Source organism: Gynurincola endophyticus, from assembly GCF_003991195.1.
In the GTDB taxonomy this organism is placed as follows: domain Bacteria; phylum Bacteroidota; class Bacteroidia; order Chitinophagales; family Chitinophagaceae; genus Gynurincola; species Gynurincola endophyticus.
Genome location: NZ_RCWL01000007.1, coordinates 136,863 through 163,634, shown reverse-complemented (window position 1 = coordinate 163,634; position 26,772 = coordinate 136,863). Strand labels below are relative to the sequence as shown.

Annotated in this window: 27 protein-coding genes; 11 read left to right on the top strand and 16 right to left on the bottom strand. The window is 38.9% G+C overall.

The window, feature by feature from the left end:
- Positions 1–69: 69 nt before the first annotated feature.
- Positions 70–555, top strand: a complete 486-nt coding sequence (locus tag D9O48_RS13725) for a Spy/CpxP family protein refolding chaperone (RefSeq protein WP_148114548.1) — start codon at positions 70–72, stop codon at positions 553–555.
- Here the strand turns inward: D9O48_RS13725 and D9O48_RS13720 are convergent.
- The 8 genes from D9O48_RS13720 to D9O48_RS13685 all read right to left on the bottom strand — a co-directional run bounded on the left by D9O48_RS13720 (position 552) and on the right by D9O48_RS13685 (position 9,173).
- Positions 552–1,766, bottom strand: coding sequence for a glycosyltransferase (locus D9O48_RS13720; protein ID WP_126973554.1), 1,215 nt, complete (start codon positions 1,764–1,766; stop codon positions 552–554). The two genes, D9O48_RS13725 and D9O48_RS13720, sit on opposite strands and share 4 nt — an antisense overlap.
- A gap of 18 nt (positions 1,767–1,784) precedes the next feature.
- Positions 1,785–2,666, bottom strand: a complete 882-nt coding sequence (rfbD, locus tag D9O48_RS13715) for a dTDP-4-dehydrorhamnose reductase (protein ID WP_199750579.1) — start codon at positions 2,664–2,666, stop codon at positions 1,785–1,787.
- 9 nt (positions 2,667–2,675) lie between these two features.
- A complete protein-coding gene (rfbC, locus tag D9O48_RS13710) occupies positions 2,676–3,254 on the bottom strand; it encodes a dTDP-4-dehydrorhamnose 3,5-epimerase (protein WP_126973553.1) in 579 nt (192 codons plus the stop codon).
- Between the two features lie 10 nt (positions 3,255–3,264).
- The gene (rfbB, locus tag D9O48_RS13705; protein WP_233589247.1) at positions 3,265–4,329 is read right to left on the bottom strand and encodes a dTDP-glucose 4,6-dehydratase; all 1,065 of its coding nucleotides are present in this window, start codon (positions 4,327–4,329) and stop codon (positions 3,265–3,267) included.
- Complete coding sequence (locus D9O48_RS13700; protein ID WP_126973552.1) at positions 4,329–5,606, bottom strand: nucleotide sugar dehydrogenase; 1,278 nt, start codon at positions 5,604–5,606, stop codon at positions 4,329–4,331. The genes rfbB and D9O48_RS13700 overlap by 1 nt, the downstream gene beginning before the upstream one ends.
- Before the next feature lie 80 nt (positions 5,607–5,686).
- The gene (locus tag D9O48_RS13695) at positions 5,687–6,667 is read right to left on the bottom strand and encodes a UDP-glucuronic acid decarboxylase family protein (RefSeq protein ID WP_126973551.1); all 981 of its coding nucleotides are present in this window, start codon (positions 6,665–6,667) and stop codon (positions 5,687–5,689) included.
- A 7-nt stretch (positions 6,668–6,674) separates the two neighbouring features.
- A complete protein-coding gene (locus tag D9O48_RS13690; protein WP_126973550.1) occupies positions 6,675–7,997 on the bottom strand; it encodes a UDP-glucose dehydrogenase family protein in 1,323 nt (440 codons plus the stop codon).
- Positions 7,998–8,042: 45 nt separating this feature from the next.
- A complete protein-coding gene (locus tag D9O48_RS13685; RefSeq protein ID WP_126973549.1) occupies positions 8,043–9,173 on the bottom strand; it encodes a DegT/DnrJ/EryC1/StrS family aminotransferase in 1,131 nt (376 codons plus the stop codon).
- A 126-nt stretch (positions 9,174–9,299) separates the two neighbouring features.
- On the opposite strand from D9O48_RS13685, the gene D9O48_RS13680 reads away from it, so the two are divergent.
- Positions 9,300–10,580: a 3-deoxy-D-manno-octulosonic acid transferase gene (locus D9O48_RS13680; RefSeq protein ID WP_126973548.1), complete on the top strand. Its 1,281-nt coding sequence runs from the start codon at positions 9,300–9,302 to the stop codon at positions 10,578–10,580.
- Here D9O48_RS13680 and D9O48_RS13675 read toward each other — a convergent pair.
- Complete coding sequence (locus D9O48_RS13675) at positions 10,537–11,274, bottom strand: hypothetical protein (RefSeq protein ID WP_126973547.1); 738 nt, start codon at positions 11,272–11,274, stop codon at positions 10,537–10,539. The two genes, D9O48_RS13680 and D9O48_RS13675, sit on opposite strands and share 44 nt — an antisense overlap.
- Before the next feature lie 63 nt (positions 11,275–11,337).
- On the opposite strand from D9O48_RS13675, the gene D9O48_RS13670 reads away from it, so the two are divergent.
- From D9O48_RS13670 to D9O48_RS13650, 5 genes are all read left to right on the top strand, one after another.
- On the top strand, positions 11,338–11,907 hold the full coding sequence (locus D9O48_RS13670) for a thymidine kinase (protein ID WP_126973546.1): 570 nt from the start codon (positions 11,338–11,340) through the stop codon (positions 11,905–11,907).
- Between the two features lie 3 nt (positions 11,908–11,910).
- Entirely contained in the window at positions 11,911–12,561 is a 651-nt protein-coding gene (locus D9O48_RS13665) for a heme exporter protein CcmB (protein ID WP_126973545.1), read from the top strand.
- Between the two features lie 224 nt (positions 12,562–12,785).
- Positions 12,786–13,466 carry a cytochrome c biogenesis protein gene (gene ccsA, locus D9O48_RS13660; protein WP_126973544.1) on the top strand — a complete coding sequence of 227 codons (681 nt, stop codon included), beginning with the start codon at positions 12,786–12,788 and terminating at the stop codon, positions 13,464–13,466.
- Between the two features lie 9 nt (positions 13,467–13,475).
- Positions 13,476–13,679, top strand: coding sequence for a CcmD family protein (locus D9O48_RS13655; protein ID WP_126973543.1), 204 nt, complete (start codon positions 13,476–13,478; stop codon positions 13,677–13,679).
- Between the two features lie 167 nt (positions 13,680–13,846).
- Entirely contained in the window at positions 13,847–15,256 is a 1,410-nt protein-coding gene (locus D9O48_RS13650; RefSeq protein ID WP_126973542.1) for a Glu/Leu/Phe/Val family dehydrogenase, read from the top strand.
- Positions 15,257–15,444: 188 nt separating this feature from the next.
- Here D9O48_RS13650 and D9O48_RS13645 read toward each other — a convergent pair whose 3' ends face one another.
- Together D9O48_RS13645 and D9O48_RS13640 are read right to left on the bottom strand one after the other, a co-directional pair.
- Entirely contained in the window at positions 15,445–15,870 is a 426-nt protein-coding gene (locus tag D9O48_RS13645) for a response regulator (protein WP_126973541.1), read from the bottom strand.
- A gap of 94 nt (positions 15,871–15,964) precedes the next feature.
- Complete coding sequence (locus tag D9O48_RS13640) at positions 15,965–16,399, bottom strand: type I restriction enzyme HsdR N-terminal domain-containing protein (RefSeq protein ID WP_126973540.1); 435 nt, start codon at positions 16,397–16,399, stop codon at positions 15,965–15,967.
- Positions 16,400–16,460: 61 nt separating this feature from the next.
- Here D9O48_RS13640 and D9O48_RS13635 point away from each other — a divergent pair, with 61 nt between their 5' ends.
- The 3 genes from D9O48_RS13635 (at position 16,461) to D9O48_RS13625 (ending at position 20,030) form a co-directional block, all read left to right on the top strand.
- Positions 16,461–17,231, top strand: a complete 771-nt coding sequence (locus D9O48_RS13635; protein ID WP_126973539.1) for an AMP nucleosidase — start codon at positions 16,461–16,463, stop codon at positions 17,229–17,231.
- Positions 17,232–17,501: 270 nt separating this feature from the next.
- The gene (gene queA / locus D9O48_RS13630; RefSeq protein WP_126973538.1) at positions 17,502–18,551 is read left to right on the top strand and encodes a tRNA preQ1(34) S-adenosylmethionine ribosyltransferase-isomerase QueA; all 1,050 of its coding nucleotides are present in this window, start codon (positions 17,502–17,504) and stop codon (positions 18,549–18,551) included.
- Positions 18,552–18,908: 357 nt separating this feature from the next.
- On the top strand, positions 18,909–20,030 hold the full coding sequence (locus D9O48_RS13625) for a glycosyltransferase (RefSeq protein WP_126973537.1): 1,122 nt from the start codon (positions 18,909–18,911) through the stop codon (positions 20,028–20,030).
- Here D9O48_RS13625 and D9O48_RS13620 read toward each other — a convergent pair whose 3' ends face one another.
- Positions 20,031–20,495 carry a hypothetical protein gene (locus D9O48_RS13620; protein WP_126973536.1) on the bottom strand — a complete coding sequence of 155 codons (465 nt, stop codon included), beginning with the start codon at positions 20,493–20,495 and terminating at the stop codon, positions 20,031–20,033.
- Between the two features lie 133 nt (positions 20,496–20,628).
- Between D9O48_RS13620 and D9O48_RS13615 the strand changes: the two genes are divergently transcribed.
- Entirely contained in the window at positions 20,629–21,534 is a 906-nt protein-coding gene (locus D9O48_RS13615) for an alpha/beta hydrolase (RefSeq protein ID WP_126973535.1), read from the top strand.
- 2 nt (positions 21,535–21,536) lie between these two features.
- Here the strand turns inward: D9O48_RS13615 and D9O48_RS13610 are convergent, their stop codons facing one another.
- The 4 genes from D9O48_RS13610 to D9O48_RS13595 all read right to left on the bottom strand — a co-directional run bounded on the left by D9O48_RS13610 (position 21,537) and on the right by D9O48_RS13595 (position 26,688).
- Positions 21,537–22,796, bottom strand: a complete 1,260-nt coding sequence (locus D9O48_RS13610) for a carboxypeptidase-like regulatory domain-containing protein (protein ID WP_158624898.1) — start codon at positions 22,794–22,796, stop codon at positions 21,537–21,539.
- Between the two features lie 396 nt (positions 22,797–23,192).
- Positions 23,193–24,506, bottom strand: coding sequence for an aspartate kinase (locus tag D9O48_RS13605; RefSeq protein WP_233589252.1), 1,314 nt, complete (start codon positions 24,504–24,506; stop codon positions 23,193–23,195).
- A 114-nt stretch (positions 24,507–24,620) separates the two neighbouring features.
- Positions 24,621–25,700, bottom strand: a complete 1,080-nt coding sequence (locus D9O48_RS13600) for an Ldh family oxidoreductase (protein WP_126973532.1) — start codon at positions 25,698–25,700, stop codon at positions 24,621–24,623.
- A gap of 124 nt (positions 25,701–25,824) precedes the next feature.
- Positions 25,825–26,688, bottom strand: a complete 864-nt coding sequence (locus D9O48_RS13595) for a sugar phosphate isomerase/epimerase family protein (protein WP_126973531.1) — start codon at positions 26,686–26,688, stop codon at positions 25,825–25,827.
- Positions 26,689–26,772 lie beyond the last annotated feature (84 nt).

Sequence of the window (26,772 nt, the reverse complement as noted above, 5' to 3'; positions counted from 1 at the left end):
AAGATATTGATTTTTGCTATTATCGCTTTAGTAATTACCAATATTACCTCTTTAAGTTTCATGTGGTCCATGAAAAAAACTGAAGAAAAGCCCCATTATCATAATGGAGGTGAAAACAGAGGTGGTATGGGTAAGTTTGTAGTGCGTGAACTAGGCTTTGATTCAGTTCAGCAGAAAGCTTATTATGAATTAAGAGACAAGTTTGTGAAGCAACAGTTTATCTTAATGGATTCTGTAAAAACCCTCAGACGCAACTTTTTTAATGAGTTGAAAAATGACCATATTGATTCTGCCCAGATCAGCCAACTGGCTGCAAATATAGGTTTGGTACAGGCCAGATTAGACAGAAGAACTTTTAATCATTTCCGTCAGGTAAAAAATATCTGTACGCCTGAACAGGCAGCTAAGTATGATACCATTACGCAGGAAATTATTAACAGAATGGTAGATCCGCGCCGAATGCCGAATAATAACAGCAAAAACGGCCGTCCTGGTGATACATCCAAAAATGAGAAAAGAAATTATCCGATTGAGAATCATATTCCTAAGCCTTAAACCGGTTTTACCCTGTTTAAGATATTCCAAAACTGTTCAACACGGGCAGTCCAGGTATTCTGGGCTGCTTTTTTTGTGCGTGCAATTACTCTTTCCTCATTATTCTCGCGGATAGCCTGATCAATCGTTGTTAAGAAAGATTCATGATCATCTACCACATATGCAACATCATTGAAGCTATAAATATCTTCAGAAAAGTGAGTAGCAATAATCGGTTTACCCGCAGCCAGGTATTCATTAATTTTAAGAGGATAAATACTTTTCGTTAATGTATTCTTTTTGAACGGTATGATCACACAATCAAATCGTTGTAAAAAAGGTGGTAACTGATCTATTTTCCGGGAACCTATAAAGCGAACATTCGGTAAGCTTTTCAGCCCATACTCATCTACTTCAGACCCCTGAATGGGTCCTACAAAAACCAACGTTTTATCGGTATGAGTTTCAGCGATTTTTCTGAGTAGCTCAAAGTCTGAGCGATATTCAATACTTCCCGTATACCCGATGATTGGTGTAGTAATATCTTTTATTTCTTCAGGAATCGGTAAAGTTTCATTCACCGCTTTGGAAAAAACGTCGATATCTGCAGCATTCGGGTGAAAGAATACATTTTTATTAAAAGGAGATTTTAACCGTGTAAGCTCTTTCGATGTACATAAAGTGATATCAAAGTTTCTGATAATCTCTTCTTCCAGTCTGGTACCATGACGATTCGAGTATCCTACCTGTGAGATATCATCCATTGACTGATACACCGAACATAAAGGTTTTATATCCGCCGGAAGCGAACGCACAAAATAGGGATCAAAGAAGTTGATATAAACGTAGTTGGTGAGTTTAAAATCTTTAATGGTTCTTCTGATAGCATCTAAAACAACTTTATCATTCTTTTTACTCAAAGTTTCATAGAGGCTTCCTTTGGGTAAAAAATTAATCGGCAAAGTCAGTTTCGGGGTTACAATCGTAATATTAGCCGGTAATGTTTCAGGATTAGTATAAATGTTTTTTCCTTTCAGCAACGCAGCTTTGCGGTTCTGAATTGCAGGAGAATTTTTCTCTTTATAATAGTCCTTCCACGAATATGGATGTTCTACATAAAATACACGGTGATTTTTAGCAAACTCTTTTGCCAACGCCAAAGCTGGCGAAGAAATGAAAGAATCCCAACGCGATAAGGTAAAACAAATAATATCACAATTTTTGTAACTCATAATCGTAGATTTTGCCGGTTACTTTGTAAGTAAGCGCAGGCATTTTTCTAAACTTTGTTTCCATTCAGGTACTTGTACCTGATATACTTCCTGAATTTTGGTAGTATCTAACAGTGAGAAAGCGGGTCTTCTGGCCGGAGTAGGATACGCTGCGGTAGGTATACCTTCAACGGTTGTTTTGGCTTCAATAATAGCAGCAATAGCTTTTGCAAAATCAAACCAGCTGATTTTACCGGTGTTGGAATAATGATAAATGCCCGGTTTCCAGTAATGTGATTGAAAGGCGCTATCATTAATAATTTTCTGAATAGCAGCTGCGAGATCTACAGCATATGTAGGAGCGCCGATCTGATCATTCACCACATTCAGGTGATCGCGTTCATTCATCAGCCGAACCATTGTTTTAACGAAGTTGTTTCCGAAAATAGAATATACCCAGGCCGTACGAATGATAATAACGTCGGGGTTTGCTTCGCGGGCAGCATGTTCACCTGCCAGTTTACTGGCGCCGTATACACTGATAGGACCAGTTGGGGCGTCTTCTTTTAAAGGTTCGGATGAGGTGCCGTCAAAAACATAATCGGTAGAAATATGGATGAGTTTGGTATTGTACTCTGCACAGATTTTTGCGAGTAAACCAACTGCTGTAGCATTGATTCTGTAGGCATTTTCCTGATCGGATTCAGCTTTATCAACGGCGGTGTAAGCCGCAGTATTAATACAGAATTTAGGTTTGTTAACAGAGAACCAATTACGTAAAACCTCTTCATTATCGATTGGCAGATTGGTTCTGTTTTCAAAAAACAACTGGAGGTCTTCCCAGGGCGCAAGCAAAGAACTCAATGCTTGTGCCACCTGACCGTTACCTCCGGTTATTAATATATTTTGGATAAGGCTCAAAATGGAAAATTATATATTTTTGAAAAGATCCTTTAAGTAAACAAAGTCATATTTCGCATCAGCGAGCTGAGGTAATATCACATCTTTTTCAGAAACAATCATTTTATCAGCCGGCACTTTCCAATCAATGTTGAGTGACGGGTCATTATAAATAATTCCACCTTCACTTTCCTTATTATAGAACTGGTCACATTTGTACATCACCACTGCTTTTTCACTTAATACGGAAAATCCGTGTGCAAAACCTTTAGGAACATACAATTGCTTTTTGTTGTGAGCTGATAGTTCGACACAAAAACTTTGTTTATAAGTAGGAGAATCTTTTCTCAGATCAACGGCAACATCATATATAACGCCTTCCAGTACGCGCACCAGTTTAGACTGGGCGTATTCACCACGCTGATAATGCAATCCCCTTACTACTCCGTAAGTAGATTCAGATTGATTATCCTGCACAAACACGGCACTGATGCCGGCATCTAAAAATGTTTTATAATTATATGATTCAAAAAAAGCTCCTCTACTGTCACCAAAAACAGCAGGTTCAAATATTTTTAGATCAGGGATATCTGTATTAATGAAAGGCATCGTTCAACTTTTATCTGTCTGAATATTGTTTCTGGTAATAAGATTGATAATCACCAGAAGTTACATTTTTGATCCAATCTTCGTTTGATAGATACCAATCAACAGTTTTACGCAGTCCTTCTTCAAACTGAAGAGAAGGTTGCCATCCTAATTCTTTATTCAGTTTAGTAGCATCAATTGCATACCTCATATCGTGACCTGGACGATCGGTAACGAACTGAATAAGTTTTGCACTGGTACCAGCGGCACGGTTCAGTTTCTCATCCATTACTGCACATAATAAATGTACCAGGTCGATATTTTTCCATTCATTGAAACCGCCGATATTATAAGTATCGCCATTACTGCCTTTATGAAAAATAATATCAATAGCACGGGCGTGGTCTTCAACAAACAACCAGTCGCGGATATTATCACCTTTACCATAAACCGGTAGCGGCTTACTATGAACAATGTTATTGATCATTAGCGGAATCAGCTTCTCAGGAAAATGATAAGAACCATAATTATTAGAGCAATTACTTACTACCACCGGTAATCCGTAGGTATGATGATAAGCTCTTACAAAATGATCAGACGATGCTTTAGAAGCAGAGTAAGGAGAGCGTGGGTCATAAGCAGTGGTTTCGGTAAAGAAACCTTCCTGTCCTAAAGAACCATACACTTCATCGGTTGAAACATGATAGAATCTTTTACCATTATAATCGTTCTTCCAAAAATTCTTTGCAACATTTAAAAGATTAACGGTTCCGAGTACATTTGTTTTTACAAATGCCAGCGGATCAAGAATAGAACGATCTACATGTGATTCTGCAGCCAGGTGAATAACACCGTCGAACTGATATTTTTCGAACAGTTCTTTTACGAGATTTTCGTCTTGAATATCGCCTTTTTCGAAGCGGTAATTGGCTGACGATTCTATATCTTTCAAATTATTTAAATTACCTGCATAAGTTAATGCGTCATAATTAACGATTAAATAATCAGGGTAATTATTAACAAACAAACGAACTACATGGGAGCCGATAAATCCGGCTCCACCTGTAATCATTATTTTTTTTGAAAAGTTTTGCATTATAAACTCCAATATTTTCTTGTAGGAATTTTGTTTTTGAATATACCTTTCAAATCAGCGATCAATGCATGAGGATGTGTAATATCCTCAAAATCTTTCTGCGATAATTCGGTATATGGTTTGTGCGGAACAGTAATAATTACTGCATCATACTTTTTATTTGTTTTTTCAGACAGCTGCAGTCCGTATTCTTCCAATACTTCTTCAGCCTCCGCATATGGATCTTCAAGATCTACTTTAATATTAAAAGCGATTAACTCCTTTACAGTTTCAACAATTTTAGAGTTACGAATATCGCTGACATTTTCTTTAAATGTTAATCCTTTTACCAGAACTTTTGGTTCGTTCGAGTTACGCAGTACGTGGGTAATGATTTTTCTGGCAACATATTTTGCCATATCATCATTGATGAATCTGCTGGCAGAGATTACTTTTGATTCATAACCTAAGGCAGAAGATTTATAGGTCAGATAATAAGGATCTACACCGATACAATGCCCTCCTACCAAACCGGGTTGAAACTTCAGAAAGTTCCATTTGGTGCCGGCGGCTTCCAGTACTTCGAAAGTATTGATACCTATTTTATCAAAAATAATAGAGAGTTCATTCATTAACGCAATGTTCAGGTCGCGTTGTGTATTTTCAACAATTTTACTCGCTTCAGCCACTTTAATACAAGAAGCTCTGTGTACGCCTGCTTTAACAACAGTTTCGTAAACCTGCGCAATTACATCCAAAGCTTCTTTATCAGACCCTGAAACAACTTTTACCACGTTTGATAAAGTATGTACTTTATCGCCCGGGTTAATACGTTCTGGTGAATAGCCCAGCTTAAAATCGCCCAACTTTAATCCTGAAATGCTTTCTAATATTGGTAAACAATCATCTTCTGTACATCCGGGATAAGTGGTAGATTCATATACTACGTAGTCACCTTTTTTTAAAACTTTTCCGATTGTTTCGGAAGCTTTTTCTAACGGGGTTAAATCAGGAACATTGTATTTATCTACGGGGGTCGGTACTGCAACTATAAAAAAGTTAGCTTGCTTTAACTCATCAAGATCAGCAGTGAAACTGATATCACATCCGTCAAACGCATCTGACTCTAATTCATTACTAGGATCTTTTTTATTACGCATCATGTCGATACGTTTCTGATTAATATCAAAGCCGATTACGCTAAAATGCTTTGCAAATTCCAGCGCTATCGGTAATCCTACATATCCTAATCCGATTACAGCAAGTTTTTTTTCTTTTTTCTGAAGTGATAAATACATGATTGATGTACAACTTTTATAGAATATTGATTAACATGATTGATCAGCCTGTCGGGGCTGATCAATCATGTTATATTTCTTTAGTAACTTTTAAATTCTTTCGGTTGCTTGAACCATTCTTCCTGAGGAAGATTTTTAAAGTATTCATAAGTCCGCTTCAATCCTTCGGCACGGTCAACTTTCGGTTCCCATCCAAGTATTTCTTTTGCACGGGTAATATCCGGGCGGCGTTGCTTAGGATCGTCTTTCGGTAATTCTTTATAAATAATTTTCTGGCTGGTTCCGGTTAAAGCAATTACTTCTTCAGCAAACTCTTTTAAAGTTATTTCAGAAGGATTACCTACGTTTACCGGATAGATATAATCACTCATCAGCAGTCTGTAGATTCCATCAATCAGATCAGAAACATAACAGAAACTTCTGGTTTGTGACCCGTCTCCAAATACAGTCAGATCTTCACCTCTTAAAGCTTGTCCGATAAATGCCGGTAATGCTCTCCCGTCGTTCAATCGCATTCTCGGGCCGTAAGTATTAAAGATTCTCACGATTCTTGTTTCTACGGCATGGAAAGTATGGTAAGCCATGGTAATGGCTTCCTGGAAACGTTTTGCTTCGTCATATACTCCTCTCGGACCGATCGGGTTTACATTTCCCCAATAGTCTTCATTCTGAGGATGTACATTCGGATCTCCGTAAACTTCAGAAGTTGAAGCAACGAGGATACGGGCTTTTTTTGCACGTGCCAGTCCCAAACAGTTATGCGTTCCTAATGATCCTACTTTTAATGTTTGAATAGGAATTTTCAGGTAATCGATCGGACTAGCCGGAGAAGCAAAATGCAAAATATAATCTAATTCACCCGGTACGTGAATAAACTTACTCACGTCATGATGATAATATTCGAATTGTTCCAGCTTAAACAGGTGTTCAATATTTTTAAGATCTCCTGTGATCAGGTTATCCATTGCAATTACATGAAATCCTTCTGCAATAAACTTGTCACAAAGATGTGAACCTAAAAATCCTGCAGCACCGGTTATAAGAACTCTTTTACGACTCATAGTTTAATTATTTTTTTGAAGGATCAGCAATAGCTCTACCGATACTAACATAATAGAATCCAAGATCTCTGATAGCATCTGTTTCGAATAAGTTACGGCCGTCAAAAATCACTTTAGATTTTAGCGCTTTCACCATTTTCAAAAAGTCAGGGGTTCTGAATTCATTCCATTCTGTAGCAATAATTAATGCATCAGCGCCATCTAAACAATCATATTGATTAGCAGCATAAGTGATTTTATCCCCTAATAGACCTTTTACATTATTCATAGCTTCCGGGTCGAACACTACTACTTTGGCACCTGCATTGATTAACTCATCGATGATATATAAAGCCGGAGCTTCGCGGATATCATCAGTATTAGGTTTAAATGCCAGTCCCCACAAAGCAAAAGTTTTTCCTTTCAGATTGCCTTTGAAATATTCGTTTATTTTTGGTAACAGGTGTAATTTCTGACGTTCATTTACATCCATTACAGCATTCAGTATTTTGAAATCATAACTCACTTCTGTAGAAGATTTCACCAATGCCTGTACATCTTTAGGGAAACAGCTACCACCGTATCCGATACCAGGGAATAAGAATCTTTTACCGATTCTGTCATCGCTACCTACTCCTTTACGAACCATATCAACATCAGCTCCCAGACGCTCACACAGCTGGGCGATTTCATTCATGAAAGAGATTTTGGTTGCAAGGAAAGAGTTCGCTGCATATTTAGTTAATTCTGCAGAACGAACATCCATATAGATAATCGGGTTACCAGAACGAACGAATGGAGCATATAATTCACCCATTAATTTTGCAGCTCTTTCCGTAGCAGCACCGATTACAACGCGGTCGGGTTTCATGAAGTCATCAACAGCAACACCTTCACGTAAAAATTCAGGATTTGAAACCACATCGAATTCGCCTTTAAAGTTTTTAGCAACAGCTGCATGAACTTTTTCAGCGGTTCCTACAGGAACAGTACTTTTATCAACAATAACTTTATAGTCAGTAAGAATTTTTCCTAAATCTTCAGCTACCCCTAAAACGTATTTTAAATCGGCAGAACCGTCTTCGCCCGGAGGAGTTGGTAATGCAAGGAAAATAATAGCAGCATCTTTTACACCGGCAGCTAAATCAGTGGTAAAACGTAAACGGTCTTCTTTCAGATTTCGCAAGAATAGCTTCTCAAGACCTGGTTCATAAATGGTGATTTGACCGTTTGTTAATTTATTTACTTTATTCTGATCAATATCAACACAAACAACTTCATTACCTGTTTCTGCGAAACAAGTACCGGTTACTAGACCAACATATCCAGTACCAACGACTGCAATTTTCATAAATGAATCTATTTTTTTTGGGTTAAGGTCAAGGTTATTAAGGGCTTATTTTTTTATAAAATCAATTACAGATTCGGTAATAAACGCTAATTGTTCCTGATCCAATTCGGTATGCATTGGCAATGACAAACATCTTTGCGTTAACCAATCTGTGACAGGTAATTCATATTCACTTCCACCAAAAGATTCGAACATTTTTTGACGGTGTGCAGGTACTGGATAATAAATCATTGAAGGGATATTTCTGGATGCCAGGTGCTCATTCAGGGCATTCCGATCTACTCCTTCCAATAAGATGGTATATTGATGAAACACATGATCGCTGTAATTTGCGCGTACAGGAGTGGTGACAGACGACAGACCGGCAAAGGCCTTGTCGTAAAAATCAGCTGCTGCCTGACGTGCTTTTATATAGTCATCCAGACGCGGTAATTTTACATTTAAAACCGCAGCCTGTACGCTATCCAAGCGGCTGTTGCAACCCACTACATCATGATAATAGCGTTTACTCTGGCCGTGATTTGCAATCATTTTTATCTTGTCAGCTAACGTATCATCGTTGGTGAATATTGCACCACCATCGCCATAACAGCCTAAATTTTTAGACGGAAAGAAAGATGTTGCACCAATATGACCGATGGTACCGGCCTTTTTAGTTTCACCGTTTGCAAAGGTAAAGGAAGAACCGATTGCCTGTGCATTATCTTCTATTACATACAATCCGTGAGCTGAAGCAATTTTCATAATCGCTTCCATATTAGCTGCCTGACCATATAAATGTACAGGAACGATTGCTTTCGTTTTTGGAGTAATAGCTTTTTCTATTGCCGAAGGCTCAATACAGAATGTTTCCGGATCCACATCTACAAAAACCGGTTTCAGCTTGAGTAAAGCAATCACTTCAGTAGTGGCAATAAAAGTAAAAGAAGGAGTAATTACCTCGTCGCCCGGTTCTAAACCCAAAGCCATCAAGGCAATTTGCAAAGCATCTGTGCCATTTGCACAAGGAATCACATGTTTAACAGATAAATATTGAGAAAGAGATTGTGTAAAATCCTGAACAGCTTTACCATTAATAAATCCGGCACTTTGCAAAACCTCATCAATCGCCGCTTTCACCTCGTTCTGGATATGATTATACTGTTGCTTTAAATCAACCATTTGTATTGGCCGCATAAGTAATTCAATTTGTGTTTAAAAGGGGCACAAACCTACTGTAAAAAACTGGTTTCTACAATCCTGTATAAGTGGTAGGTTTCTAAAGATTTAAATTTACTTTTGCTAAGTTAAAACTTTTCGACTTTGCATTTATTTATATATAATTTATTTTGTAAACTATATCTTATAGGCATTCATATAGTTGCGCTTTGGAACCGTAAAGCTGCCGCCTGGAAAAAGGGCAGGCAAAACTGGCCTTCGCGGCTTGAAAACATTTCGTTAAAATCTGCTGACAGCTTCACCATCTGGATGCATTGTGCTTCTTTAGGTGAATTTGAACAGGGGCGACCGGTTTTAGAGGCCTTTAAAGACCGATACCCTTCAGCAAAAATTGTACTTACCTTCTTTTCTCCTTCCGGCTATGAAATCCGCAAAAACTACTCCGGAGCCGATCTGGTAATATACTTGCCGATGGATAGCAAAAAAAATGCCCAAAAGTTCATTGAATTAATTAATCCTCAATTGGTTTTGTGGGTTAAATACGAATATTGGTACCACTATCTTACACAACTCAGGAAAAGGAATATTCCGGTTCTGATGGTTTCGGGAATTTACCGCAAGAGCCAGGCATTTTTTAAACCATGGGGACGTTTACACCGCTATATGCTGGACGCTTTTACCCATTTTTTTGTACAAAACGAATCTTCCGCTTCATTATTACGAAGTATCAATATTCGTGAAGAAAAAATTACCATCACCAATGACACCCGGTTTGACAGAGTAACCGCCATTGCCAGAGAAGCCAAAAATTTTCCTGCTGTTCAATCATTTTGCAATGGTTATCAGGTTATTGTAGCCGGCAGTACCTGGGAAGCCGACGAGGAAATACTAAGTCATTATATTAATGTTAATAATTCGATCCGGTTCATTATTGCTGCCCACGAGATAGATGAAGAACATTTGAAAGACATTGAACAGTTGTTCAAAAATACGATCCGTTATTCTGAATTAATTAAAAATCCGGCCCAATCAATTACTGCACATACCCTCATTATAGATAATATTGGTATGCTGGCGTCGTTATATCAATATGCATCTATTACTTATATAGGAGGCGGATTCAATAAATCGGGTATTCATAATACACTGGAAGCGGCAGTTTATGGCAAGCCGGTCGTATTCGGACCTGTTTATGAAAAGTTCGCCGAAGCAAAAGCAATGGTAGAGCGGCAGATCGCCTATTCGGTAAGTACGGCACTGGAACTGGAAGAAGTATTGAATCTTTTATTTAAAGAGGAGGCTTTATACAAAAAAACCTGCCGTGAAGCAGGTGAATATGTTCAATCGCAAACCGGGGCAACTGCGAAAATCATGCATTTTATTACTGAAAACGCCTTTTCACTAACAGGTAAAACTCCTGGGTAACAGGCTTTCCTTCGTCCCATCCTTGTTTTACTTTCAGTTCGCGTTCTATCCAATATGCTGCTTCTGCATATATTTTAAAGGAGTTGATCGTTTTAAGACTTCTTTCAAACATTGCTTCATCTCCTCTAAACAGTTCATTAATAAAGGTGTATCGCTCATTAATACCGATTGCCTTTTTAAGATCTTTTACGGGAGCTGTTGAATTGAGTTTCAGGCCCAGTTCCATCTGATCAGATTTCAACCGATCGTTTAATGAAGCGGAAGTGCCGGTGGAACCGATTATTTCATTGAGTTCTTTAATCACTTGCTGGTGAGCAAGTGTCGGTACTTCTACCAACGGATTGATGGTGTCGAGCGCATTGGCAACAGTTTCTTCCGTTTCGTCTTGTTCTTCCTGCACAAACTGCTCTATCACAGACGGAACTTCTACCGATACAGGCGGGGGAGTGAACGGTACCTCTTCCTTAGGTTTTTCTACTATCTCGGGTTGCGTAGGTACATAGACAGGTGCAGCGGCCGGCATTACCACAGCAATACGCGACTTTGACTCAACCTGACTATTTTCAAATTGACTGGCTGTTTTGCGAACTAATTCTGCCTCTATCAGTTTTATTGTAACTAATAATTGAGCAGGATCGGCATTTTGTCCGAATTGTTCGTTTAATTTGCCGATTAATTGTTGTAAACGCTCCATAACAATTTTGAGATATAAATTAATTATTTCCGTAAAGTTAACAATTATTATACCTATTTGTAGATGTTTATTGAACCCAATATATCAGGAATTAAGAGAGGTTATATAGAAGTCATTTGCGGTTCTATGTTTTCTGGTAAAACCGAAGAGCTGATCAGACGATTAAAAAGGGCTAAAATTGCTAACCTTCAGGTAGAGATTTTTAAACCGACCATTGATACCCGCTATGATGAAATGAACATTGTGAGCCATGATGAAACCAGCATCCCTTCTACCCCGGTAGAAAACTCGCAAACCATTTTACTGATGGCCAGCCATGTAGACGTAGTAGGCATAGATGAAGCACAATTCTTCGACGACCAATTACCGGATGTTTGTGATCAACTGGCATTAAAAGGCATCAGGGTAATTGTTGCCGGTCTGGATATGGATTATCTGAAACGCCCTTTCGGACAAATGCCTAATTTACTTGCCCGGGCAGATTTTATCACCAAACTGCATGCGATTTGCGTACAATGCGGTGACATTGCCAACTTCTCTTATCGCAGAAGCGCTGCCAACAATGATGCTCAGATATTATTGGGTGAAAAAGATATTTACGAACCAAGATGCAGAAAGTGCTACCATAGCTAAGAAATGAAACATATTCTTACACTGATACGAAAAGATTTTTTACTGGAAATACGCCAGCAATACTCTCTGTACGGCGTATTATTGTATGTAGTATCTACCATTTTTGTTTTAAAAATGGCTATCGACCAGCCTGAAGAAAAAGTATGGAACGGTTTGTACTGGATGATACAGATCTTCATTTGTGTAAATGCCGTTGCCAAAAGTTTTTTACAGGAGAGTAATGGCAGAATGTATTATTTCTACACAATAGCCGGCCCAAGACACTTTATTATTGCAAAACTGATCTTTAATATATTACTGATGATGACAATGAGCTCAGTGAGTTTATTGTTATTCTTTGTTTTGTTCGGCTTACCCATTGAATCACCTTTTATTTTTTGGGGTATTGCATTGATCGGTGGTGCCAGTTTGAGCCTGGTATTCACTTTTTTAGCGGCAATAGCGGCACGGGCTCAGCAAAATGCGGCATTGATGGCCATCATGGGATTTCCCTTAATCATTCCGCAACTGCAATTACTCATGCGGATCAGCAATATTGCATTCAGCGATATAATACAAAGTGGCTTAAGCACGTTGATAGCATTGCTAATAGGATTTAATTTATTGATATTGGCTTTAGCCGTAATATTATTTCCATTTTTATGGAAAGACTAAAAAAATTGTAGAAAACGGGGGAAACCCGAAGTTCTTTAAATTGCATTTAAAAGAAAACATCAAACCATTAATAATTACTAATAAAGCAACTATTAATAGTTCCAAAACATTAACGTTGCTTTAAATAATTTAATGATTGAAATTTTTGATTTACTAGGTGTTACCCTAATTTTGCTCACTTTAAATCAGCTTACCAAAGCTGATTCAACATCCAACAACCGATTATGCGCCGAAACTGGTGGAAAATATTATGTGTGTTGCTTTTACTGTACACTTTCATTGGAGGCTTTTTAGTGAAACTTCCCTATGAAACAGCGTACCTGACCAGCAACTTGTATGAGACAATGAGAAACTTCTTTTTCCATGTTCCGATGTGGTTTGGGCAAATGATTCTCCTTTTTGTGTCTTTGGTTTATGCTGTTATTAACCTGTCGAAGAATACCATTGAAAGTGATATTAAAGCGCAGGCTTTTGCACAGACAGGTACAATTTTCGGTGCATTGGGTTTGCTCACGGGTTCTATATGGGCTAAACATACCTGGGGCAGCTGGTGGAATAACGATCCCAAGCAGTTAGGTGTAGCCATAGCCATGATGATTTATCTGGCATACTTCATTCTGAGAAGTGCTGTGACCGATATTGATAAAAGAGCCAGAATATCGGCCGTTTACAACGTCTTTGCATTCTTTATCTATATTCCTTTAATTATGATCTTACCCCGGATGGTTGAATCTTTACACCCTGGTGGACAAGGATCGGAAGGTAATCCCGGTTTAAGTGGTTCAAGCTTAGATCCCTCCCTGAGAGTCATTTTCTGGCCCGCAGTATTAGGATGGACTTTATTAGGTACATGGATTACCACCTTATGGATACGGATAAGAAAAATTGAAGAAAAATCATATTAAATTCATTTTATGAAAAAAGTGTTCAGCTCGCTGTTAGCCTGTATGTTTTTTTTGTACAGCTTTGCACAAGAAAACACCCCTGCTAATACGCCGACCGGCATGAATGCAAATGGTAAAATCTACGTGGTACTGGCAGTAGTGCTCACCGTTTTAGTAGGTTTATTATTGTATGTCATCCGTATAGATCGCAAGATTAGTAAACTAGAAAAATAAGTTCTTTATATCTTTGATCAGCCAATGGACAATTCGGTGTGTAGCCGGTTAAAATATCTTCAACCCTTACACTGTTCCAGCCTTTGAATAGAATCAATTTTTAAATGCTGTTATTGTTATTGACTTTTCAGTTTGTAATAACGATTCACCATTAAAATGCTTTTTACATGTCAGATTACAGTTTCTTTGACGCAGTTCAAATGAGTTTTGATAAAGCTGCCAAATACACTAAATGGGATCCAGGTGTTCTGGAACAGATAAAACAATGTAACGCCGTTTACAGAATGCATTTTCCTGTAAAAATTGGCGACAAAATAGAGGTAATTAAAGCTTACCGTGTTCAGCACTCGCATCACAAACTTCCTTGTAAAGGAGGTATCAGATATGCCACTTCTGTTAACTTAGACGAAGTAATGGCATTAGCAGCATTAATGACCTTTAAATGTGCTATTGTAAACGTTCCTTTCGGTGGTGCTAAAGGAGGTATTTCTATCGATCCCCGTAAGTATAGCGCATATGATTTAGAAAAAATCACCCGCCGTTATACTTCTGAACTGATTAAGAAAAACTTTATCGGACCAGGTTTAGACGTTCCTGCACCCGACTACGGTTCAGGTGAAAGAGAAATGGCATGGATCGTGGATACTTACACTTCTATGCGCCCTGGCGAAATTGACGGCCTGGGTTGCGTTACCGGTAAACCGGTTACCCAAGGTGGTGTTCGTGGTAGAAAAGAAGCCACCGGCTTAGGCGTATTTTACGGATTACGTGAGATCTTAAATATGGAAGACCTGACAGCGAAAGTTGGTCTGACCACTGGTGTGGAAGGCAAACGTGTAGTGGTACAAGGTTTAGGTAACGTAGGTTACCATTCAGCAAAATTCTTCCAGGATGCTGGTGCTATTGTTGTTGGTTTAGCAGAGTACGAAGGTTCTATCTGGAGCGATCAGGGTTTAGACGTTGATGCAGTAGTAGCGCACAGAAAAGCAACCGGCTCTATTCTCAACTTCCCTGGTGCGAATAACTTTGCGGTTAACACCGAGGCATTGGAAATGGATTGTGATGTTCTGATTCCTGCAGCATTAGAAAACGTGATCAATGCGGAAAATGCTCCAAGAATCAAAGCTAAAATCATCGGTGAAGCTGCAAACGGTCCTTTAACTCCTGAAGCAGATGAAATCCTTACCAAAAACGGCAGATTAGTTGTTCCTGATATGTACTTAAACGCAGGTGGTGTAACAGTTTCTTACTTCGAGTGGTTAAAGAATTTAAGCCACGTTCGTTACGGAAGAATGGAAAAACGCTTCACTGAAAATCAAAATACACAGATCTTAGGGCAGATCGAAAACCTTACCGGTAAAAAAGCTGATAACAAAGTGCGTGAAACAATTATGCACGGACCGGATGAGGTAGACATCGTTCGTTCAGGCCTTGAAGAAACAATGATCACCGCTACCCGCGAGATCGTTGAAGCCTGGAAAAATAACCCCGAAGTTCCTGATATGCGTACAGCAGCTTACTTAGTGGCTATTAATAAAGTAGCTACCAGTTATGCTGAATTAGGCATCTTCCCTTAACTGATCAATCTATTGATAGAAAAAGCCTCCGTTACAACGGAGGCTTTTTTATGCGTACGACTGAGGTAAGCGACGTATCAACAGCCGGTGATACTATAAATGTTTATGCCGAACCTGCTTATTTTTACAAAACAGTAACAAAACGCGCTTGCGGATACAAACGTTCGGCATTTTCTGCTGACCAGGCTCTAATGCGGATGATACCGCACCCCCTGTTCGCACTCTTCGGCATAATACAAAACACATAAGAACACTTCTTTAAAATCCTTGTAATAAACAGGTTTTTTGTATACTCCGTTAGCACCCAGATCAAAGGCTGATTGACACAAAGCATCATCCATTACTGTTGTAAACAGCAGAATCGATAGTGATTCATAGCGGCCATCCTTCCTGAGTTTTGCCAGTATCTCCAACCCAGATAACCGAGGCATATTCTGGTCTAAAATCAACAGATCAGGTGTAATACCTTGTTTTAAAAGATTAAATAATTCATCAGAAGATTCTAAAATATGTAAGTCAATATCAGCTAGGGCATGTGACTGATAGATATGTAAAAGAAGATCACGATCATCCTGATCATCATCCACCACTAGAACCATTGGCTTCCTGTACATAGAGTTGTGTTTTGTGAGTATGGCACGATTGATTAGGTGGTCAAATTAGACCAATTTCAAACGCCATTTCGCGCAAACGTTTGCGCTTTTCTCACTAAAAACAAGGTATTTCAGCGATCTCTACCAGATTGGTTTCAGTTTTCTTAAAAGCATATGTTTCTAGCCCGTTGGTAATCACAATGTAAGGAACGGGGATGGATAAGTTATATCTCAGTGCCTGTTGTAAAACTTCACTTGTTAATTTTATGTTACTTGCTTTACACTCTACGAGCAAAAACGGCTTCTGTGCGTTATTGTAAAGCAGGATATCGAACCGCTTCTTTAACTCACCCAGTTGAAGTGCTTTTTCAACTGCGATTAAAGATTTCGGATACAGCAGGGTTTGATGAATGTATTGCAGAAAGTTTTGACGCACCCACTCCTCAGGTGTCAGTAACACCCACCGCTTACGAAAAGGATCAAAGATATAGTTCAACCCTTCAGCAGACCTGGAACGGAAAGAATAGCTGGGATAGTCAATTGAAATCATTATTTTTATCAAATTCTTGTTGCACAAATCTATAGCAAACACTATAAAATCAAAAGAATATATGAAATCAAAAGCAGAAATCGTCGATAACTGGTTGCCCCGTTATACAGGAGAGAAGTTAATTAACTTCGGAGAATACATCCTTTTAACGAACTTTTCCAATTATGTGAAGATATTTGCTGAGATGCATGGTGTAGAAATTGCAGGACTTGACAGACCTATGCAATGTGCTACTGCAGAAGGAATCACCATTATCAATTTTGGAATGGGTAGCCCCAGTGCAGCAACTGTGATGGACCTGCTTTCGGCCATCAACCCGAAAGCGGTATTATTTTTAGGAAAATGTGGCGGTTTGAAAAAGAGAAACAATATCGGCGACCTGATTTTACCGATTGCTGGTATTCGTGGAGAAGGAACCTCAAACGATTATTTTCCACCGGAAGTACCTGCCCTACCCGCTTTCGCCCTGCAAAAAGCCGTTTCAACCACTATCCGCGATTATGGAGTAGATTACTGGACGGGTACAGTGTATACCACCAACAGACGCGTATGGGAACACGACGAAGATTTTAAGTTATACCTTCAAAAAATCAGAGCTTACGCAGTAGACATGGAAACCGCTACCATCTTTTCTGTGGGTTTCGCCAATAAAATTCCTACCGGTGCATTGTTACTGGTGAGCGACCAACCTATGATTCCTGAGGGCGTAAAAACAGAAGAAAGTGACAAAAAAGTTACCGCCGTATTTGTTGAACGACATATTAAAATCGGAATTGATTCGTTAAAGCAACTGATGAACGATGGTTTAACCATTCGCCACCTGAAGTTTTAATACCAGGGCTGGCATCATTATTATAAAATATACTAAAAATACCGGATAATTCCAAATATCTTATCTAATTGTAAACCAACAAGATAAGACTCAGACAGCTTGCCGGGTATATTTATTTGTATTATTCTATTAATTCATTTAATTTTGCACGCTTGATTCATTCAAGTCCACACTATTATCAATCCTGGTGCCGTAAGACCTGGTTATTTGATAAAGTCTCCCCTCACCGTGTTTGATAGTTGTGGAAAGTGAAAATTGAAAAAACAAACAATGAAACTTTCTCAGTTTAGATTCGACTTACCACTCAATTTAATCGCCCAACACCCTACAAAAAAACGTGAGGATTCCAGATTAATGGTAGTTAACCGGAAAACCGGCAACATCGAAAACAAATCTTTTAAAGATATTTTAGATTATTTCGATGACAAAGACGTATTTGTAGTTAACAACACAAAGGTGTTTCCTGCCAGAATGTATGGCAGAAAGGAAAAAACGGGTGCTAAAATCGAAGTTTTCCTACTTAGAGAACTGAATAAACCTAACCGTTTATGGGATGTGATCGTTGATCCTGCCCGTAAAATCCGTGTAGGTAATAAACTCTACTTCGGCGAAAATGATGAATTAGTTGCTGAAGTAATCGACAATACCACGTCAAGAGGAAGAACCATTCGCTTTTTGTGGGATAAATCTGACGACGAGTTTCGTGCTATGCTTGAGTTTTTAGGAGAAACGCCTTTACCTAAATATATCAAACGCAAACCTGAACCTGAAGATAAAGAACGTTTCCAAACGGTTTATGCTAAACACGAAGGCGCTGTAGCAGCTCCGACCGCAGGTTTACACTTCAGTCGTGAATTGATTAAACGCCTCGAAATTCAAGGAGTAAGATTTGCAGAAGTGACTTTACATACCGGTTTAGGAACTTTCCGCCCCATCGAAGTTGAAGATCTTAGCAAACATAAAATGGATGCTGAATATTACAACATCGATGATACTGCTTGTAAAATCGTTAATAAAGCGATCGAAAACGGTAATAGAATCTGCTCCGTAGGTACTACTACCATGCGTGCGATCGAATCATCTTATACTGCCGAAAAATTATTGAAACCAAGTGAAGGCTGGACTAATATTTTCATCCACCCTCCTTACGAGTTCAATATTGCTGATTCTTTGATTACCAATTTCCATTTACCCAAAACCAGTCTGTTGATCATGACTTGTGCTTTTGCGGGATACGATCTGGCAATGGAAGCTTACAAAAAAGCAATTAAAGACAAATACCGCTTCTTCAGTTATGGTGATGCGATGCTGGTTTTATAAGTATAAAGTAAAATATTTACCATTAAGAAATTAAGCCGGCTATGGTTAGTAAGGGAATTCAGATGGAGAAATCTTCTTCTGAATTCCCTTAATTTCTCCTATGTTTGAAATGTTAATGGGAAACATGAAGAGAATGAAGGTATGAAGGTAAAGCAGCGCGGAAGACAGCACTTCATTGGCTTTTCAACTTCATTTTCTTCATGTTTATGATGGTGATTATAAGATAGAATGAGCCAAAGCGAAGCGGAAAGATCTTCTTAATTTCTTAATGGTGAAAATTGCCTTTAACCACGTTTTCAATTGTAAGCAGTACTTACTCCTTAATGGTAAAAGAAAAATCTTTTTTTATATTGCAGCATGAACCAGCCTATTAAAATTCTTGAAACCATTCGTCAGGGTCAGATTGGTGGCGGAGAAAGCCATTTATTGAGTTTAGTGGAAAACCTTGACCGGTCGGTTTATGAACCGGTGGTACTCTCGCATACTGAAGGTCCGATGGTTGACCAGTTAAAAGCAGCCGGTATTAAAACTTATGTGATTCCTACCACCAAACCATTCGATATGGGGGTATGGAAAAAAGTACAGCACCTGATCAAATCGGAAAATATCCGTCTGGTTCATGCACACGGTACCCGTGCTTTCTCGAATTGTTTTTGGGCTGCCAAACAACTTAAACTACCTGTAGTATATACCATTCACGGCTGGTCGTTTCACGACGATCAGAACTTTCTGGTAAAAAAAATCAGAACTTATTCTGAAGGCTTCCTGACCCGTCAGGCAAATGTGAACATTTCTGTTTCCGCATCTAATCAGGCTACCGGAAAAAATGCCATTAAAGGATTTAATTCAATCGTCATTAATAACGGAATTAATCAGGATAAATACAATCCCCGTAACTCCTATCCCGATTTAAGAAAGGAATGGGGTATCCCCGATGATCATGTAGTGGTTTTATTTGTAGCCAGATTCATTCATCAAAAACAACCCTGGCAGTTGATCAAATCATTTGCTCTGGCTTTAAAAAAGCACCCTAAAATGCGTCTGGTAATGGTGGGAGATGGTGATCAGAAGCCTAAAGCACTGGAAATAGTCAAAGAGTTGGGTATTCAGGAGGCAGTTGTTTTCCAATCATTCCGTCAGGATGTTCCGGCGGTACTGGCAAATGCCGACATCTTTGTTTTACCTTCTTTGTGGGAAGGATTACCGATTGCTCTGCTCGAAGCCATGGCAATGGGAAAAGCTGTTATCGGTACGTATGTTGACGGTACGAAAGAAGTATTGCAGGATCAGCAAAACGGAGTACTTGTTTCAATGAACAATATCGACTCAACACTCGCTGATGCTATTGTTGACCTGGCGCAGCATCCGCAAAAAAGAAGCGGATTAGGTAACCGTGCCATACAAACCATCTCTGATACGTATAGTGCAGCTACCATGACCCGCCAGGTAGAAAATATATATAGAGGACTTATTATCTGATTATCGTCTGAAGGTAAAAATATAAGTACCCCCAACGTCATAAATGTATCCTTTAAAAGTATTGGTACCGGTGAAACGGATATCGTCAAAAATGATGCGTATCCTTTCTCTGGTGTCGTAATCAACCGCATAAATAGTTAACTCTCTCCAGTACTCACTGTTACAAACTGAGTTACCCCAGTCATCGATATAACATTCATCAGACAAAAATTTTCTGATTTGCCAATCGCCTTCAAAGAATCCACCGTAACGATCCTGATAAACCATACCTCCGTCACTGTAGAAAGTATAATCTCCTCTAAGGATAGTAATCGATGAACGAGGGAAGCCAACCTCATTAACTCTATCTAATCTCCAGGTTCCTCCTTCTAAGCGATCTTCATAAGGTCTCAGTATATCTTTACTACAACCTGTTAAAAAGATGAGTGAAGATAATAAAGCGATAAGGGTAAATTTGTTTCTCATAATGACCTCCTTCTTTATTAGTATGACTGTAAGAAACCAAAAAGGTTACATTGAAAAAATGAACATTCGCGCATTTAACGTAATTTTCATAAAAAAACTGTGATTTCCTAAACCCCTTTAACAATTCACGTACATGAAACAACTTATAGGCCTGTTACTTTTCAGCATACCTTTTACAGTAACTGCACAAACTACTATTTCTCTATATCCGAAAGAAATTCCCAACAACAAAAAACATCAGGTTAAAGAGATAGAAACCATCAATAATCAGGGCTGGGTCAGTTATGAAAAAGTATCGGTTCCCAATCTTGTACTTCATAAACCTACCCAACCCAACGGAACTGTAATGATCATTGCGCCCGGCGGAGGATATAAACACCTTGCCTACACGAAAGAAGGCACACTGGTAGCAAAAGCCCTTAACGAATACGGCATTACCTGTCTGGTATTGAAATATCGTCATCCGCTAGACAGTACTATGTTTAATAAGAACATCGGACCAATACAGGATTTACAACAGGCAATTTTATATGTTCGTACGCATGCGAAAGAGTTAGGTATTAATCCGGTTAAAGTAGGTGTGATGGGATTCAGTGCCGGAGGGCATCTGGCATCAACTGCAGTTACACATTTTGAAACGAATTACCTGCCGGAGCAAACGACGATATCTTTACGTCCTGATTTCGGGGCATTGATTTATCCGGTGATAAATTTAAGTAATGAATATCAGCATGCCGGTTCCAGAACTTTTTTACTGGGAGAAACACCTTCAGACTCTTTGATAAAAGCATTTTCAAACGATCTGCGTATTACTCCTAATACCCCTCCTACTTTTTTGATGCATGCAATAGATGATAAAACGGTAAAGGTTGAAAACAGTATACGTTTTCAAAGGGCATTACGTGAACAAAAAATACCGAATGATATTTTCATTTATAAAACGGGCGGGCACGGCTTTGCTTTAAACAATACTACTGATAATACACCATGGCTTCCCAAACTGATTGAGTTCATGAAGCAGCAGGGCTTTTTACAATAATTTTATTTTCCGGGGTTTTTAACTTTCATAAATTCATCCGGATCATAATCTAATGGTAATAAAGTGGCTACTTTTTCGCTCCAGGCCCAATAGCCTGAACAAACCACATTCTGCGGAGGATAGAAGTTGCCGTGACGATTTACAGAAACCGGCGTTTTTTCGTCGAGGAATATAACTGAAGTCGGATTAAATGCTTTTCTATTCTCTCTGGTGTGATGAATAAATTCAATATCCTCTAATTTCTTTTTATAACGGATATGCAAATAATCGTTGAAAAATAATTCTTTTTCAGACAGTGTATGGTCAATGATAAAGTTCTCCGGATTGATCGGATCTTTTTGTAAATAATCTACGTATTCAGACTGACGCATGATTCCTGAATAATAGTTTAAAGAGTCATTATCTACTTCAACATTTACTAATCCGAAGCTATCAATATTGGCTTTTATTTCCTGGTAAATGGCTGCCACACGCTCGCGTTCTATATTTTTTCCTTTTTTCAGAATCCGCACTTCGTAACCGTTCTGTTCCGATTTTCTGTCGTAAAGCGATTTAAAGAAATGCACCATTGATCCTTCATATACGGCAGTTCGGTTATAAGCCCATCTTCTGGGAACACGACGCCGATCATCAGCCATGTCTTCAAAAAGAGTAAATCCATAGTAAAGCAGTTTACGCTCTTTGGTACTATACTGAAAATGTTCTAACTGATATTGTATAGTATATCCTAAAGCTCTGTTTTCAATAATAATCGGGCCTTCTGAGAAAGCTTCGAGAATCTGCTCTTTTCTATAATAACGGAATTTTATACTCTCCTTATTTTTAATAACGGTTTGTTTAGAGTAGAGTGAGGTACCGATAAATGTTTCGGTAAAAAACAGGCCCCATTTAGCCCAGGTATCTTCTTCATAAGGCCGTATAATTACCTGTTCCAACTCTGTTACCTTTAGATCAAGCTCAATATTGAGCGTTAAAGGCAGTTCGGTAACATTGAACGGTCTTACATATGATTGAAAGCTTACGTTAGTAACCACCAGATCGAATTTTCCGTTGGGGATATTCAGCAGTGTAAACTCGCCTTCATTGTTAGAAATTGTACCGCGTGATGTACCTGAAATAAAAACGCTGGCACCGGCTACAGGAGCTTTGGTTTCTTTATTAATTACTTTTCCGCTAATAGTATTATTCTGAGCTAATGAGGTATTTATTAGTCCTATGAAAAGTAAGCACCAGTAAAATCTAATGGAGTACAATCGTTCCAAAATATTTTATTTTTATCAATGGAATTAGGTTCGCTGAATTTACAAAATAATCTTGCAAAGAGAGAGATTTTCACTTCCCGGTAACATGATTTTTTGTTAGGAAGTTTGACGTAGGATGTGGATTTTGAACATTAAAGCAGTCAATGAGATCTGAAGTTTAGCTGCTCTAAAGAATCTGTTTTGTGGTATTCTGTCACAAATATGCACTAAAAAAATAAAATAAAGAAGCGGTTCAACCTTAAATATAGGTATTGAAAGGTTATTACCAACAGATTTTGTTGTAACTATATAACACCCAGTCTTCAAGGTATTCAAAATCCTTATTATAACAAACGGGCTATCCGCTTTGAATGAACGAATAGCCCGTTGATAACAGGTATCTGAAAGACCGGCAGCTTATTCCAGGCCGAATAATCCTTTGTTCAGAATCTGTAATGTTTCGATTTTATGTTGCGACGGTACCAACAAGCTGATATTATGCTCGCTACCGCCATAACTGATCATACTGATATTAATTTTGTTGAGCGAGTGGAACAAGTTATCAAGAACCTCCGGAGTGGCGGCAATTTTATTACCTACTACAGAAATGATCGTTTGGTTTTTGGTAACAGTGATGGTTCCGAAAGGTTCCAGTTCTCTTACTATTTCAGTTAAATGATCGGCCTGATCGATGGTTACCGAAACGGCTACCTCTGAAGTGGTGATCATATCGATCGGCGTTTTATATTTCTCAAAAACTTCAAAAATCTTACGCAAGAACCCGTAGGCCAGCAGCATTCTTGAGCTTTTGATATTTATAGCGATAATATCGTCTTTTGCAGCGATTGCTTTTACACCATTAGACCCCGCCTCTTTACGGATAGTGGTTCCTTTTGCATCGGGCTGCATAGTATTTAAAAGCTTTACCGGTACGCCGGTTTGTTTTGCAGGCCAGATACAGGTAGGGTGTAAAATTTTAGCTCCGAAATAAGCCAGCTCGGCAGCTTCATCAAAGCTTAACTGCTCAATCGGAATAGTCTTATTCACCACACGCGGGTCGTTGTTATGCATACCATCAATGTCTGTCCAGATTTCGCATACTGATCCCTGAATAGCGGCTGCTACCAGTGAGGCAGTATAATCACTTCCTCCCCTTTTAAGGTTATCCACTTCACCTCTGGAGTTTTTACAGATATATCCCTGCGTAACAAACAATTTAATGCCGGTATGTTTAGCCAATAACGGATTCAGTTTAGCAGCAATATCTTCTACATGCGGTTCATCATTCGCATCAATACTCATGAATTCAAGTGCCGGCAAAAACAAATGTTCAATTCCTTTCTCTGTGAGATAAATAGAAAAAAGTTTTGTTGACAACAATTCACCCTGTGCAAGGATATCTTTGCTTAATGCTTCTGAAAAAGATATTTTCAATATAATATTCAGGAACTCAAAATGTTCAGCGATAATTTTTCTGGCGTCTTCCTGTGCGGCAGGAGTAGTTACTAATTCACCTATGAAGTTTTGGTAATGTTTATCAAGTGTATCTATTTCGGTTTTCGCAGCCTCACGGTCGCTGGCGGCCAGCGCATTTCCGATTTTTACTAAAGCATTGGTTGTTCCACTTAACGCACTTAACACAACAATCACAGGTTCATCCTGTTGTGTAACCAATTTCGCTACCTGGTGCATGCGTTCAGGCCTGCCTACCGAGGTACCGCCAAATTTCATCACTTTCATATATTTCTCCTGGGAGCGTTTTTAAGTCTTAATAAATAGTTGCAAAACGGCAGCAAAGATAATATGCGTTTTTCTGCTGTTAAAAATTTTCTAAAGAAATATTTTTTAGTTAAAAGGAATTTCAAACTTCCCGGCTATTTCTTTCAAATCTTTTACCACAGCGGCCAGGAGTGGAATGCCGTTTTTCATTCTTTCTGCAGTCATTTCACGTTCAGGGTCGCCCGGAATCAGTACTTTCTGACGCGGGTCAACCGGTTTTGAGCTACGAAAACGCTGAATCCATTGGTCCATATTCGCTTTAAATTCATCTGCGGAACGAAATGCATCTACACGCATTGCACCGAAGAAATGACCGATTCCTCTTCCTGGCATTCCTACCGGCATAGGAACATACGCCGGAAACGGAGGTACCCATGGTCCGTAATTCGCTCCGCTCAGAATAGCAGAAAATATATCCACCACAGCTCCTAATGCATATCCTTTATGAGAACCGTGTTCGCGATCGCCGCCTAAAGGCAGTAATGCACCTCCGGTTTTTAATTCATGAGGATTGGTAGACGGTTGTCCGTCTTTATCTTGTATCCACCCCAAAGGTGCTTCCTGATCTTTTCTTTGCAGAATTTCAAGTTTTCCGTTTGCTGCCGTTGTGGTTGCCAGGTCTGCAACAAATGCCGGTTCATTGCCCGCTGGGATGGCTACGCAGATCGGATTAGTTCCCAACAGTCGTTCATTTGAAAAGGTAGGGGCTACTAACGGACTGGCATTTGTCATCGCAATGCCGATCATATCATTTTCGAGTGCCATCATTGCATGATATCCGGCAATACCGAAGTGATTACTATTTTGTACACTTACCCATCCGGTACCAACATTTTTTGCTTTTTCGATAGCAATGTTCATGGCGTAGGGAGCCACTACCAATCCCAACCCGCTATCGCCATCTACTACGGCTGTTGAAGGCGTTTCATGAATCACTTTTAAATGTGGAGCAGCATTGGCCCGTTTTGCTTCCCATAAACGAATATACCCTGATAAGCGGGCAATACCGTGTGAATCTACCCCGCGGATATCTGCGGATAATAATACCTGACAGGCTGTAGTAGCGTGTTGTTCTGAGAATCCCATTTTTATAAAAACCTGATGGGTCAGGTTGTATAATTGCTGATAAGAATATACTGTTTCCATTCAACAAAAGTAAGAATAGTTTAAAAGAGTTAAGAATGAAGAGTTAAGAGTTATGAGTTAAAAGTCAGGAGTGATACACTGTTCAAACAAAAAAGCTGCTCTGAGAGAGCAGCTTTGAAAGTATTTATTTAGACAATTCGTCAAATAGTTTTTTAGTAGCAATCACATCTTCAAGATTATGCCACCAGTTATTTTCTCTTTCGATACTGAACTGGCCTTTAAAGCCCTGGCGTTTTAACTCTGCAAAAACCTCTTTCATCGGAATTACACCGGTACCCACCACAACATCTTCAGCTTTTGTATTACCCGATTCGCTCACATCTTTAAGGTGTACTCCCAAAATTCTTCCTTCCAGCTTTTGTAAGCATTCTACCACATTCAATCCGTTTCTTGCCCAGTGGCCGATATCTGCACAGGCATACAGGTGGTTACGCCCCTGCATTGCATTGATTACACTGTCTGGGTGTGCATATTCATTAGGATAAGGGTGATCATGAATAGCCACAGGAATTCCATATTCACCGGCTAATAAGTTCACCGTATCCAGATGGGCTTTGATTGGTTCGGCTGTGATATAAGAAACACCGATTTTTTTAGCCAGTTCAAATGTTTTTATCCATTCAGCTCCATTGGCCGGAACAACTACCCCAAAGGCATTGATTTTAATATTTTTCTCTTTTAAAAGTTGATTGAGTTTTTCCAGTTGAGCATCGGTGATGTCTACACCGAATTTCACTTCCGTTTCACCGAATCCAAATGGCTGGCCTAAATAAGCCTCTACATATCTGATAGCGGCACTATCCACTTTTAAAAGTGCTGTTTGCATATCAAAATGGTTGAATGTCCAAAGCTGAACACCCAATTTCCAATCAGGAGTGGTGCCGGTTTCAACCGCAGTTTTTTCTTCTTTAGAAGGTTGTTCTCCACAACTAACAATCGTTGTAATCATTGCCAGTGCTGCTATAAATGATTTCCATTTGATTTTCATAATTATAAAACGTTTGGTCTAAATTAATCATTAATTTTTTGAATACATGATAGTTTTTTGACCGATATTAACCATAATCACTGA